Origin of the sequence: Capnocytophaga sp. CM59 (assembly GCF_000293175.1) — a bacterium.
Classification (GTDB): Bacteria; Bacteroidota; Bacteroidia; order Flavobacteriales; family Flavobacteriaceae; genus Capnocytophaga; species Capnocytophaga granulosa.
Map to the genome: position 1 here is coordinate 31,542 of NZ_ALNN01000024.1, position 13,871 is coordinate 45,412.

A 13,871-nucleotide genomic window follows, 5' to 3' on the forward strand; every position below is an offset into this window, starting at 1 on the left:
GGCCAGAGACACACTTATTCATTCCGCAAATTTAAATATAAATTTGTAATTATACAAGTGTTATCGTGGAAAATTATAGAAAAAAATTCTTAGCCCTTAAAAATAGGAAAGAAGCACTCCCTTTAGGAAGCGCTTCTTTCTGATTATGGATATATAGTAAGGCCTAACGCTTGATCACCCAATCGCCTCTTTCTAAGAGAGGGAGGGCTTGCTTGTATTTCATTTCTTTGGTCTCTCCATTGAGGATATTCTGAATGGTAACCTTGTCATTACGGCCTATTTTGGGTTGGTCACGTACGATAGGTTCGGTTACTTGTGGGGCAGGGGAGGCCTGCTGACCTGCTTCACGGTTTCTCTGAGCTAGTTCGTCGGAATTGAGTACTTCCTCCTTGCTTGTCTGCAATTGCTCAGGAGTGCGTCTTACCTCATGAGCTTCCTGTACAGGGGGCGCCGCCTGTGGCAGATGTGCGTGGAATAGGAAGGCAACAATTTCTTTATTGACCCTATCGACCATATCCTTGAAGAGGTTGTAAGCCTCAAACTTATAGATAAGTAAGGGGTCTTTCTGCTCGTGAGTGGCTAGCTGCACGGATTGTTTGAGTTCGTCCATCTGGCGTAGGTGTGTTTTCCACGCATCGTCTATGATAGCCAAGGAGATATTTTTCTCAAAATCCACAATAATTTGCTTTCCTTGACTTTCGTAGGCTTCCTTAAGGTCAGTGGTGATGTTTAGTCCCTTTTGTCCGTCGGTGAAAGGCACTACAATACGCTCAAACTGGTTGCTCTGATCCTCATACACACTCTTGATGACAGGGTAAGCAATAGCTGCATTGGCCTCGCTGTGTGCCTTGTAGAGGGCAAGCAGATCTGGATAAATGCTCTTGAGTAGCTCCTTGGTAGGCTTTCTATGGAAGTCCTCTTGGGAGACTTTAGGTTCTACACCAAAGTATTTAAAGTGTTCGTATTCGAAGTTTTTGTAATCATTGCCAGGCTTGTTGCTCTCTAGGATAGTCTCAAGGGTATCATAGATAATATTGGCAATATCCACCTGAAGGCGTTCTCCGTAGAGGGCGTGGCGGCGGCGCTTGTAGATTACCTCGCGCTGAGCGTTCATCACGTCATCATATTCGAGCAAGCGTTTACGAATACCAAAGTTGTTTTCCTCAACCTTCTTTTGAGCTTTCTCTACGTTTTTGGTAATGATTGGGTGCTCTAATACTTCCCCTTCCTTGAGACCTTGTCCTAAGCGGTCGAGGAACTTGATGGCACGCTCCATACCATAGAGGCGCATAAGGTTGTCCTCAAAGGAGACGAAGAACTTGGAGCTACCTGGGTCTCCCTGACGACCAGAACGACCACGTAGCTGCCTATCCACACGGCGGGAATCATGTCTTTCTGTACCGATAATAGCCAGACCACCGGCCTCTTTCACCTCATCGGTGAGCTTGATATCCGTACCACGACCAGCCATGTTGGTAGCTATGGTAACAACCCCTTTCTTACCAGCTTCGGCAACGATTTCCGCTTCCTTCTTGTGGAGCTTGGCATTCAATACATTGTGAGGAATATTGCGGAGCTTAAGCATACGGCTTAGCAGTTCAGACACCTCTACTGAAGTGGTACCAATGAGTACAGGTCGGCCAGCTTGGGAGAGGCTTACTACCTCCTCAATCACCGCATTGTACTTCTCACGTTTGGTTCTATAGATCTGGTCATTTTGGTCTTTGCGGGCAATAGGACGGTTGGTTGGGATTTCCATAACGTCCAGCTTGTAGATTTCCCAGAACTCACCAGCCTCGGTAGTGGCTGTACCTGTCATACCTGCGAGCTTGCGGTACATACGGAAGTAGTTCTGTAGCGTAATGGTTGCATAGGTCTGAGTGGCGGCTTCCACTTGTACATTCTCTTTAGCTTCAATGGCCTGATGAAGTCCGTCAGAATAACGACGTCCGTCCATGATACGTCCTGTTTGCTCATCTACGATAAGCACTTTGTTGTCAATTACCACATATTCTATATCCTTTTCAAAAAGGGTATAGGCCTTGAGCAATTGGTTGACGGTATGGATACGTTCGCTTTTTTCGCCAAACTCTTGGTAGAGCTTGTCCTTAAGGGCATTTTCTTCCTCTTTGGGAAGGTGTTGTTTTTCAATATTGGCAATTTCAGCCCCTATGTCAGGCATTACGAAGAAGTTTTTATCTTCTCCTTGCGACATTTCATTGATACCCTTATCGGTAAGTTCTATTTGGTTATTTTTTTCATTGATAACAAAAAGGAGATCCTCATCTATCTTGTGCATCTCGCGGTTGTTATCCTGCATATAGTAGTTTTCAGTCTTTTGAAGGAGTTGCTTCATACCCTCTTCGCTGAGGAACTTAATCAGCGCTTTGTTCTTAGGAAGTCCGCGATGTACACGCAGAAGGAGTACGCCTCCCTCTTTGGTATTGCCTTCAGAGATGAGTTTTTTGGCCTCAGCCAAGACATTGGTCAAGTGCTTGCGTTGTTTCTCCACGAGGGCTTCTACCGCAGGCTTGAACACATCGAACTCGTGGAACTCCCCGCGAGGCATAGGGCCGGAGATAATGAGCGGTGTACGTGCATCGTCAATGAGTACCGAGTCGACCTCATCCACAATCGCATAATTATGAGGACGTTGTACAAGTTCGTCAGGGGTATGTGCCATATTGTCACGAAGATAGTCGAAACCAAATTCGTTGTTGGTACCATAGGTAATATCGGCAGCATAGGCCATACGGCGACCAGGAGAGTTAGGCTGGTAGTTATCAATACATTCTACCTTAAGTCCATGGAACTGAAAAAGAGGCGCCATCCAAGCACTGTCTCGGCGTGCCAAGTAGTCATTGACAGTAACCAAATGTACCCCGTTGCCAGTGAGGGCGTTGAGGTAAAGCGGCAAGGTAGCCACTAGGGTTTTACCTTCCCCTGTCTGCATCTCAGCGATTTTTCCTTGGTGCAAGGCAATCCCCCCGATGAGCTGTACATCGTAATGTACCATATCCCAGGTGATAGCCTTTCCTGCAGCATCCCAAGAGTTTTTCCAAAGGGCTTTGTCTCCCTCTATGCTTACATAATCCTTCATGGAGGCTAGCTCCCTATCATAAGGAGAAGCGGTAACCTCAATGGTCGGATTATCCACAAAGCGTTGAGCAGTTTCCTTCACTACAGCGAAGGCTTCAGGGAGAATCTCATTAAGCACCTTTTCACCAGCCTTGTAAGCCTCATCGGTCAGCTTGTCTATTTCAGTATAAAAATCTTCTTTTTGGTCAATATCATCGGTAGCATCGGCTTGGGTTTTGAGGGATTGTATTTTCTGCTCACACTCCGAGCGAGCGGCGGCGATACGCTCCTTAAAGGCGGCGGTTTTGGCACGTAACTCATCGTTGCTCAGCGACTTATATTGCTTTTGGTGTGCGTTGATCTGCTCTACCAGCGGCGCAATTTCCTTCATATCTTTCTTGGCCTTATCACCGACAAAGATTTTTATTAATGAACTTATCAGACTCATAAAAGTATTTTATTATATAATTAAATTAGAAAAAACAAGTAACACACTCAAAAAATATACCATACTTATTTTGGCTGACAAAAGTACAAAAAAATTCTGTTACCAACCTAAAAAAACTGACATTTTTTCAGTTTTTTTGATTTATAGATAATTTAGAGGGCTACGTGATAAAGAGGAATATATGTAAATGATTGATATTCAGAATCTAATAGATCTCTCATGTATGCTGGTGTGAGTTAGCAGCTTGTGCCTACAAAGGAGAGATTATATTTTAGGTAAGACGCAATAAATTGCGTCTCTACACAAGCGCAGGCTAAGACAATTCCCGATGGGCATAGTTTTTCGTAGAGACGCAATTTATTGCGTCTTAGATAGTTGAGAATAACATTTTAACGATTGATTGGTGTTATTAACCATTAATCATTAACCATTAATCATTAATTTAACTTCTTTTTATTATTGCTACTTATTGATTTTACGATTTAAATGTTGTAATTTTGCAACCTGTTTATATTGAAAAATGAAAAAGCAAATCATTCAAGTGCTTTGGGGCATTGCTCAAGGACAGCCTCAAGTGCAAGGAGAGACGGTTGTTTATCCTAACATACGCGAACAGCTCAATGCCATTAAAGCCCTAATGAGTATTGAAGGCTGGGAAGAAGAGCAGGTACCCACACAACAATCCTCTCCAGCTGAGCGTCCTGAAAGACCTATTGAGCAACCTACAGTGCCTATTGAACATTCTACAACACCAGCTGAGCGTCCTACAACACCAGCTGAACGTCCAACAACACCAGCTGAGCACCCTATCGTCTCTACACAGTCTCGTCCTATGCAACCAAGACAAAGACCTGCACGAAAAAAACAACTCTTTATCCGAGGTACAAGTATCCCAATTGGTTAATTAGCAGAAAACTGATTATTGGGTAATAGCCTTATTTTTTCCTCGTCTAAGAGTAGGGTGAGCACTTGTAGCACCTCCCATTCGTGGTAGGAAGAGGCGGAACATATCTCTTGGGAGGTCATGGGGTTGTAAGCAATGAGGGTTAGTAGTTCTTGAGAGATGATCGCTATTTGCTCTTTTGAAAGGGTTTTTTGCTTGCGCGCTATACAGTGCGAGCAGATGCCACAATCTTGCGCAAGTGTTTCCCCAAAGTAGGCCAGCAGAAAGCGCTGGTTACAACTATCTGTTTGTTCTATATAGGCAAGTACGTCTTTGCATTGTGCTTCTTTATGTTGGTTGAACCACTTGACCTGAGGGGCAATATAGTTGATGGTTCTATTGTCATCACGAGGCATGAGGAAGGTAATTTCGGCATCGGTATGCTCGTTTTTGTAGGCGATAAGTCCGTCTTGTTGTAGTTTTTCCAATTGTTGTTGTATTAGGGAGCTGCTTATATGCAGGTTGGCTGCAATAGTTTCCACTCTGAAGGAGATATTTTGCTCATGAATCCCTGCGTACTTACGCATAAGGAAAAAGAGGAGCTCTTTGGCTTGTGGATTTTGGTCAAGATAGCCGATAACCTCTTGGCTGGAGTGGAGGATTTGTACGCTGGCTTTTCTAAAAAAGGCTTGGCTGAGGGCGAGCACCCCATTGCGATCGAGAATCTCCAAGGCCTGATACACCTTGAGGGCATCCATTTGGGTACGTGTGGCGAAGTTGGCCAGATTAAAAAAATGGGTAGTACCTTCGCCTTCGCCTATAGCTACCTGAAAGTAGTTACAGAGCTTGGGGAATAGCTCCTTTAGGAAAGGGACGGAGACTTGGCTCCGCTGGGTGTCTATAAGTAGTTTTTTGACATCGTTATCGTTGTATAGGATAATGGCAAAAGCCTTGTGGTTATCGCGTCCTGCGCGTCCTGCTTCTTGAAAATAATCTTCTAAGGAGCTAGGTAAGTCCCAATGGATTACAGTACGCACATCGGCCTTGTCTATCCCCATACCAAAGGCATTGGTAGCTACCACTACCTGTACACTGCCTGTTTTCCACATACCCAAGCGCTGGCTTTTCTCTTCGATGGAGAGGCCTCCGTGGAAGCTGGTAGCCGTAAAGCCCTCATCACATAGGTGTTGTGCTAGCTCCTCGGTCAGTCGTCGGTTGCGAACATAGACGATGCTACTTTCCTTGTTTTTGGTAAGAATACGCCCTAGCCGCTCCCATTTGTCCTCTATATAATAGGTCATATATGCCAAAGTGGGGCGCGCAAGACTGCCCTTGATCACTGTGGCCTTAGGAATCTGCAATAGCTGCAATATATCTTCTTGTACCCGATCGGTAGCGGTAGCCGTAAGGGCGACAATAGGCAGGGCGGGGAACCACTGTTTGAGTCTTTGGCACTCAAGGTAAGCGGGGCGAAAGTCCTTTCCCCAATGGGAGATACAGTGGGCTTCGTCTATGACTATGTAGCTTAAGAGGGTATGCTGCAAGCGGTAAAGCACCTGCTCATTACTTAGGCGTTCGGGGGCCATATAGACAAATTTGTAAGCCTCACTCTGCACATTGCCTAGCAGTCGTTCCAGTTCGTAGTGGGGAATGCTCCCTGTAAGGGCTAAGGCGGGAATCCCCTTGTCGGAGAGGTTACGGACTTGGTCTTCCATAAGGGAAATCAGGGGCGAGATAACCAAACACACCCCCTCTTTGGCCATAGCAGGCACTTGGAAACAGAGTGACTTGCCCCCACCAGTGGGTAGCATGGCGAGGGTGTCTTTTCCTTGAAGAATAGCATCAACAATAGGCTCTTGGGCGGGACGGAATTGGTCGTACCCCCAGTATTTCTTGAGTATTTTTAAGGCATGTGGCTGCATATAGGTATCGTTAGAGCCGACAAAAATACGAAAATAATGACTAATGGTCAATGATTAATGATTAATTGTTAATTCTATTTGCGTAGGTGCGCAAAAAGTGCTACCTTTGGCCGTTATTACAAATCAATGGAAAAAGTACTACGAATAGGTACCCGTGATAGTGAGCTTGCTATGTGGCAAGCCAAGAAGGTACAATCTCTCTTAGAAAATTTGGGTTATACCACCACCTTAGTTCCCGTGAAATCACAGGGTGATCTGACCCTAGATGTGCCCCTATACGAGATGGGTATTACTGGGGTTTTTACCAAAGTGCTCGATGTGGCTATGCTTCAAGGGCATATAGATATAGCGGTACATAGTATGAAGGATGTGCCCACTATGCTTCCTAAAGGAATTGTAAAGGGGGGCGTACTGGAGCGTGCCAATGTACAGGATGTACTAGTATATAAGGGGAATTTGGACTTTCTCTCCATGGCAGAGGCGACCATAGCCACCGGTAGCCTTAGGCGTAAAGCCCAATGGCTTAGGCGCTATCCTACCCATAGCGTAGAGAATCTCAGGGGCAATATTGCCACCCGCCTGCGCAAATTACAAGAGCAGCCTTGGCAAGGGGCGATTTTTGCTGCTGCTGCCTTGGAGCGCTTACAGCACGATAACCTACAAACCCTCACGCTGGACTGGATGACCCCTGCCCCTGCCCAAGGGGCGATTATGACGGTAGCACTAGCTAATGACACTTATGCCCTTGAGGCGCTTGCCCAGATAAATAGCCCCAAGGCAGATGCTGAAACCGATATAGAACGCCGTTTCCTCAAGCGCTTAGAAGGAGGCTGTACCGCCCCTATTGGGGCAAGAGCGACTCTTGAAGGCGAGCAGATTTCCTTTGTCGGTAACCTTTTCTCCTTGGACGGACAAAGGGCAGAGGAGGTAAGAAAAACAATTTCTGCTCACCAAATAGGGAATTTCCCTGAGGAGGCCGCCGATGCACTTCTTTCCCAAGGAGGGGATGCTCTTATGAAAGAGATACGAAAAGCAATGAATATACAGAAATAATGCTCGTAAGAATTTTTGATTTTGTCAACAAGTACAAATTTTTCTCCCTCCTATGTCTGCTCCTTTGGGCAGGGGTTGCCCTGTGGGGGGTGTGGCAGTTGCGCTTTGAAGAAGATATTACCAAGGTGCTCCCACAGAACGAGAAAACGTCCTTAACGGCCAAGGTGCTCAAACAACTGAACTTTGCCGATAAGATTTCAGTTATTGTAAGCAGGGAGAATACAGGTGATTTTGCTGATATGCAAGCCCTTACCGATGCACTCTGCGATACACTCCGCCAAAGACTTCCTCAGTACTTTACCGATATTCAAGGAATCATTCCAGAAGAGGAGCTTGACAAAGCGTGGGGCTTTGTCTATGAGCATCTACCACTGTTTTTGGAAGACAAAGATTATGACTACTTAGCCCAAAGACTACAAACCGATAGCCTGCGTGCTTTGGTACAAGGGCACTACCGTATGATGCTCTCCCCTGCGGGTATGGTAGCCCAACAGTTTGTTCGCAAAGATCCATTTTCGCTGACCTTTAGAGGATTACAGAAATTGCAAGCCCTCAATATAGGCACAGATCTAACCCTCTCAGAGGGCTATCTTACTACCCAAGACCAGCGGCATATACTCTTTTTTCTCAACCCTGTATTTCAGGGGAGCGATACGGAGCATAACACCGCTTTTGTAGACGCTTTGGAGCAGCTACAGGAACAATTCAATGCCCAATATGCAGGCAAGGCCTCTTGTGAGTTCTTCGGAGCGCCCTTTATTTCGGTGAGCAATGCCTCTCAAATCAAGGCCGATATACTCACTACCGTCCTTATCTCCCTTTCTGCCCTCTGTCTGCTACTTATCTTCTTTTACCGAAGTATAACAGTACCTTTCATAGCCTTTATACCCTCTCTCTTTGGCGTACTTACTGCTTTAGCCTTGCTCTACTGGCTCAAGGGAAGTATCTCGGCCATCTCTATCAGCTTGGGAGCGGTGCTACTGGGAGTTACTATAGACTATTCTTTGCATATCCTCACCCACTACAAGGCTACTCAAGACACACGGGAGCTATACCGTTCGGTTACTACGCCTTTGCTGCTCAGTAGCCTCACCACTGCGTTGTCCTTCTTCTGTCTGCTTTTTGTGCATTCGGAGGTGATGCGCGACTTGGGGATTTTCGCCTCTGTGGGGATCATGGTCTCGGCCTTGCTTTCCTTGCTGCTGATTCCTCATTTCTATAGGAAAAATAAAAACATAGAAGCCCGCAAAACTTTTCTCGATAGGGTAGGGGCTTACCCTTTTCACCAGAACAAATGGGTAGTAGGGGCAGCCTTGCTGCTTATCTTGGCTAGCTTTGTAGCGTTTCACGAGGTGCGCTTCAATGGCGATATAGCCTCGGTCAATTACCTAAGCGACCGCTATGAGAAAGCACAACAACGACTCGAAACCCTTACCGATAGCAAGTATAAGTCCCTTTATACTACCGCTTATGGCCACTCTTTGGACGAGGCGCTCAGTCAAAACACTCAGCTCTATCATACCCTTACTCAGCTCAAATCCCAAGGCAAACTCCAACAATTCTCCTCCCTGGGAGCCGTAGTACTCCCTTTGGCGGAGCAACAAAAACGCCTAAAACGCTGGAGTGACTTCTGGAGTGAGGAGCGTGTCAAGGCGCTTGCCCACTCGCTCAGTACTCTTGCTCAAGAGACGGGGTTCAAGTTAGGTATGTATACACCTTTCTTTGCCTACCTTGAGCAGCGCAAAGCACCCATAACCAACCTCTCTGATTACGAGGCACTTTCTGCCCTGCCGATCAAGGATTTTATCACTGAAAAAGACGGCTTCTATACCATAGCCAATTTGGTCAAGCTCAACACAGACCAGCGTGATGCTTTTATACAGCAAATAGAACAACAGACGCCGGCAATAGTCATAGACCGTAAGCAGATAAGCGAAACATTCTTGGGCAAGCTCAAGGATGATGTACTCGCTTTGGCCTCCTATGCCTCCTTGGCGATTTTCTTTATCCTCTTAGTGTTCTTCCGCCGTATAGAATTAGTCCTGCTAACCCTTATCCCCATTGCCCTTACGGGAGTGGTAACCACGGCCCTGATGAACCTCTTCGGTTTGGAGTTCAATGTCTTTAGCATAATCGTCTGCACCCTAGTCTTGGGGCACTCAGTGGATTTTAGTATCTTTATGACCTGCGCCCTCCAGAAAGATTATTCCACAGGTAAGGACGAATTGCCTGTATATAAGGTATCGGTACTGCTGGCCTCTATCACTACCTTTTTAGCCATAGGGACTTTGATTTTTGCCAAGCATCCCGCCCTGCGTTCTATTGCCTCAGTCTCCCTCATAGGGATATTCTCGGCCTTATTGCTAACCTTCGTATTTTATCCGTCGCTCTTTAGGTTCTTTATCTTCAATCGCCCCAAGAAAGGTTTGTCGCCTATCTCGCTGCGTATATTACTAAATACGATTCTATCCATAACCTACTATGTGGTGTTCTCTATCATACTCTCCAATTCGGGTTGGTTGCTCCTAAAGCTCTTACCCAAGGGGAAAACGCTTTGGCTGCGCACCTTGGCTGCCAAGCTCACCACTTCGGTACTCTATTCCAATCCCTTTGTACGCAAGCGAGTAGAGAACCCCTCTGCGATAGATTTTACTAAGCCTTCGGTGATGATAGCCAACCACAACTCATGGCTCGATACACTTGCTATAGGCATGCTCACCCCACGAGTAAGCTATATGGTCAATGATTGGGTGTATCATTCCGTGGTGTTTGGTCGTTATGTACAGGCGATGGATTTTTACCCTGCCTCCGAGGGAATAGAAAAAGGAATGGATATATTTGCTAAAAACTTTGCCAATGGTTATTCGGCTATGATCTTCCCAGAGGGCAAGCGCTCGGAGAGCAATGTCATTCACCGCTTTCATAAGGGAGCTTTCCTTGTAGCAGAGCACTTCCATAAGCCGCTGACCCTTGTGTATATACACGGTAATTCCGAGGTACAACCCAAGGGGGATTTCGCCATTTATGACGGTAGTATCACCGTAGTAGCCGCCGAACAGATAGCGCTTGATGATCCTCGTTTTGGTTCGTCCCCGAAAGAACGTGCCAAGCTAATAGGCAGGTACTTCCGAGAGCAGTTTGCCCTACTGCGTCAGCGTATAGAAGGGGAGGACTACCTCAAGAAAAAACTCTTTCTATGCTACCTATACAAGGAGCCTTATATAGTGCATGCCATCCGAGCTGATTTCCAAAAGCGTAAAAAGCAGTATCATGAGCTTTCTCTTGCCTTACCAGAAAAGGCCACCATCCTCCATTGGGCAGACGACTATGGGCAGGCCGATTTCTTATGGCTGCTTACCCACCCTCAGCGTACCTTTATCACCATAATTGCCAATGACCACAAGCGCGCCATCGCCCAGCAGTCCTATATCACTCACATTCGCAAAATACAATACTATAAAACCCTTCCCGAAGTAGTAAGCTACGACTGGGTAGTGGATACAAGGGGAGATAATTGGACAGTGAGGCAATGTGATAATGAGAGTAATTAGTTAGTTGAAAGTGGGTTATGTAATTCATTAAGACACAATTATTGCATCTCTATAGGAGGACTATGCTTATTAGAAATAGTCTTAGAATGTTAGGGCAGAGATGTAAATTTCCTATTTCCCTTCTATTAATTCCGCTAGAGGAATACTCTTTTGGGATTTGTCGGGGAAAGTAAAGATAATGTTGGTTTCTTCTATATAAATTTTTAGTTTTTTAACGGATTTGTTTTTAGTGAGTAGCAGTGATTTGAGTCGTTTTTTCTCAAGAGAGCTAGGTTTCTCTATGTTTTTTACTTTTAGAGTAGGAAGCGATAGATCGGTAGTATCTGCTTGGGTGATCCCTACAAGGTGTATCGTCCCTATAAGGGAATCCTGCCGTGAGATATGTAGGTCAAGGCTGGCTTCGGGGCGTAGCATGGCGGTCTTAAGCTCCCAAGGAAGCTCGGCTAAGTTGCCCTGCTGAAGTAGGCTGTCTTGCTTGTAGAGAGCGAGCTTGTAGCTTTCCAGACTATCCCTTTTAGCCGCTACAATAGGTGAGAGAGTAGGCGCTGGAACCACTGCTTCTGTAGGAGAAGGGCTAAAAAGCAGATAACCAACAGCAGCGGTTAAAAGAGCAAATAGGCAAATAGCAGCATAGCGTATTCGTTTCTTTTGCTTCTTTAGTTGTGCGATAGTGCTTTGTTGTCTAGCCAATTCCTCTTGGAGGTTTCTCCGTTGCTCCTTAGGGGTGTCTTTGGGAAAAGAAAAACCCTCAGGAGGCAGGTAGAGATGGGAAGCAGATATGGCAAGAGGCTCTATAATACAGAATGTTATATCATCTTCTGCTAGCTTCTCATCTCTCCACAGTTCCATAATGTAATCAAAGAACTCTTCAAAAGAATTAAGAGAGAGTAACTTGGTCATTACATTCTTATCCTCCATCAACAGCTTAGCTAGTGCATGGGTACTAAGTACAATCTTGTCTTCCCACTTGAGATTGATCTCCCCTTTTCTGAACTGTTGTGCAGCTATGGAGACATCAGGGAGTAGATGCCTACCTAAGACAACATGGTCTTCCTCTAATTCTGTTATATCCTTGTGAGGGAAGGGGGTAATTGTCTGATCTTTATGTATATGGAATCCGGCAATTGCTCCTGAGGTGATATAAGATAATAAGGCGCCATGAATCTGTATTCCCATAAAGGTAGCCAAGCCATCCGCTTGCTTCTCTACTCCTACACTTGTAAAAAGGGCAGATAATGCAATAGGGTCTAGCTCTGGATTTGCTACAAAGCTATCCACTAGAGACCTTGCCCATTCCTTTGATTGATAGCTATAAGGAAATCCTGTGGCTAAGGCAAGGGCATTCTTGGAGAGATTGATGTTATATTGATCTTGAATTTTATCAAAAACATAAACAGAACGCTTATGTAGTTGGAATATTTTTACATCCATTTAAGGTAAATTGTTGATATTCCGCAAATGTACAAAAAAGATTTTAATAAATCAAGCTAAAGAGTCGATTGACAAATTACCTCATTAAATTCTTGTTTGTTTAAAGAAAAAAACCTATATTTGCACGGCTTAAAAAAACTGAACAAGATTAAATTTACCATATATGAAGACCATTAATGATATTTCTTGCAAAGGCAAGAAAGTATTGGTGCGTGTGGATTTCAACGTACCTGTCAATGACCAATTTGAGATTACTGATACCACTCGTATTGAGGCGGCGAAACCTACTATCTTGAAAATCGTTAAGGATGGCGGTAGTGCGATCCTTCTCTCTCACTTCGGGCGCCCTAAAGGAAAGGACGATAAGTATTCTTTCTCTCACTTGGTAAAGCAAATAGGAGAGGTACTAGGCGTACCTACTCATTTTGCTCCTGATTGTATAGGGGAAGTGGCTGAAAATACCGCTAAGAACCTACCAGCGGGAGAGGTACTCCTTTTGGAAAACGTACGTTTCTACCCCGAAGAAGAAAAAGGCGATGAGGCTTTCGCTGCTAAGCTCGCTAAGCTAGGCGACATCTATGTCAATGATGCTTTCGGTACCGCTCACCGCGCCCATGCTTCTACTACCATTTTGGCTAAGTTCTTCCCTAAGGATAAGTATTTCGGTTACCTCCTTGCCAAGGAAATTGAAAGTATTGACAAGGTAATGAAATCAGGAGAAAAACCTGTAACCGCTATCTTGGGCGGTTCTAAAGTATCGTCTAAGATTACTATCATAGAAAATATTTTGGATAAGATAGATCACTTAATTATCGGAGGCGGTATGGCCTTTACCTTTATCAAGGCGCAAGGCGGACAGATAGGTAACTCTATTTGCGAAGATGACAAACTGGATTTGGCTTTGGATATTCTTAAGAAGGCCAAAGAAAAAGGCGTACAAGTACACCTACCTGTGGATGTAGTAGCTGCTAATGACTTCAATAACAATGCTTCTACTCAGGTGGTGCCTATAGACAAGATTCCTAATGGCTGGCAAGGCTTGGATGCTGGGGAAAAATCCTTAGAAATCTTCAAGAAGGTAATCCTCGCTTCCAAAACTATTCTTTGGAATGGCCCTGTAGGGGTGTTTGAAATGCCTAATTTCGCCAAGGGAACCATAGCTGTAGGCGAATACGTAGCTGAAGCTACTGCTAAGGGAGCTTTCTCCTTGGTAGGAGGTGGTGACTCTGTAGCCGCAGTAAAACAATTTGGTTTTGAAGACAAGGTAAGCTATGTATCCACTGGAGGTGGTGCTATGCTCGAAAGCCTAGAAGGTAAGATTCTCCCTGGTATCAAGGCTATCAATGATTAAGTATAAAGCATACAAGAGTAAGGGCGAATCTTGATTCGCCCTTATTTTATATAAAAAACTCGTAAAAACAAAACGTTTTTCTGGTGGTGCTTCAAAAAGTATGATACAACTTTAGATATACCCATAATTGATATAAAAGAAAGCTAAAGCAAAG

7 protein-coding genes are annotated in these 13,871 nt (G+C 44.9%); 4 read left to right on the forward strand and 3 right to left on the reverse strand.

The window, feature by feature from the left end; genetic code table 11:
• Positions 1-163: 163 nt before the first annotated feature.
• Complete coding sequence (secA, locus tag HMPREF1154_RS06965; protein WP_009641852.1) at positions 164-3,526, reverse strand: preprotein translocase subunit SecA; 3,363 nt, start codon at positions 3,524-3,526, stop codon at positions 164-166.
• A 520-nt stretch (positions 3,527-4,046) separates the two neighbouring features.
• Between secA and HMPREF1154_RS06970 the strand changes: the two genes are divergently transcribed.
• Positions 4,047-4,430, forward strand: coding sequence for a hypothetical protein (locus HMPREF1154_RS06970; RefSeq protein WP_009641876.1), 384 nt, complete (start codon positions 4,047-4,049; stop codon positions 4,428-4,430).
• Here HMPREF1154_RS06970 and HMPREF1154_RS06975 read toward each other — a convergent pair.
• A complete protein-coding gene (locus HMPREF1154_RS06975) occupies positions 4,427-6,331 on the reverse strand; it encodes a RecQ family ATP-dependent DNA helicase (RefSeq protein WP_009641870.1) in 1,905 nt (634 codons plus the stop codon). The genes HMPREF1154_RS06970 and HMPREF1154_RS06975 overlap by 4 nt on opposite strands.
• Before the next feature lie 126 nt (positions 6,332-6,457).
• On the opposite strand from HMPREF1154_RS06975, the gene hemC reads away from it, so the two are divergent.
• Complete coding sequence (gene hemC, locus HMPREF1154_RS06980; protein WP_009641866.1) at positions 6,458-7,384, forward strand: hydroxymethylbilane synthase; 927 nt, start codon at positions 6,458-6,460, stop codon at positions 7,382-7,384.
• Entirely contained in the window at positions 7,384-10,935 is a 3,552-nt protein-coding gene (locus HMPREF1154_RS06985; protein WP_009641857.1) for an MMPL family transporter, read from the forward strand. The genes hemC and HMPREF1154_RS06985 overlap by 1 nt, the downstream gene beginning before the upstream one ends.
• 111 nt (positions 10,936-11,046) lie before the next feature.
• Here the strand turns inward: HMPREF1154_RS06985 and HMPREF1154_RS06990 are convergent, their stop codons facing one another.
• A complete protein-coding gene (locus tag HMPREF1154_RS06990; protein ID WP_009641865.1) occupies positions 11,047-12,366 on the reverse strand; it encodes a hypothetical protein in 1,320 nt (439 codons plus the stop codon).
• A gap of 163 nt (positions 12,367-12,529) precedes the next feature.
• Between HMPREF1154_RS06990 and pgk the strand changes: the two genes are divergently transcribed.
• Complete coding sequence (gene pgk / locus HMPREF1154_RS06995; protein WP_009641867.1) at positions 12,530-13,717, forward strand: phosphoglycerate kinase; 1,188 nt, start codon at positions 12,530-12,532, stop codon at positions 13,715-13,717.
• Positions 13,718-13,871 lie beyond the last annotated feature (154 nt).

Coding starts and splice junctions, on each gene's coding strand:
- HMPREF1154_RS06985 (WP_009641857.1), top strand. CDS start 7,384: ATGCTCGTAAGAATTTTTGATTTTGTCAACAAGTACAAATTTTTCTCC.
- hemC (WP_009641866.1), top strand. CDS start 6,458: ATGGAAAAAGTACTACGAATAGGTACCCGTGATAGTGAGCTTGCTATG.
- HMPREF1154_RS06975 (WP_009641870.1), bottom strand. CDS start 6,331: ATGCAGCCACATGCCTTAAAAATACTCAAGAAATACTGGGGGTACGAC.
- pgk (WP_009641867.1), top strand. CDS start 12,530: ATGAAGACCATTAATGATATTTCTTGCAAAGGCAAGAAAGTATTGGTG.
- HMPREF1154_RS06970 (WP_009641876.1), top strand. CDS start 4,047: ATGAAAAAGCAAATCATTCAAGTGCTTTGGGGCATTGCTCAAGGACAG.
- secA (WP_009641852.1), bottom strand. CDS start 3,526: ATGAGTCTGATAAGTTCATTAATAAAAATCTTTGTCGGTGATAAGGCC.
- HMPREF1154_RS06990 (WP_009641865.1), bottom strand. CDS start 12,366: ATGGATGTAAAAATATTCCAACTACATAAGCGTTCTGTTTATGTTTTT.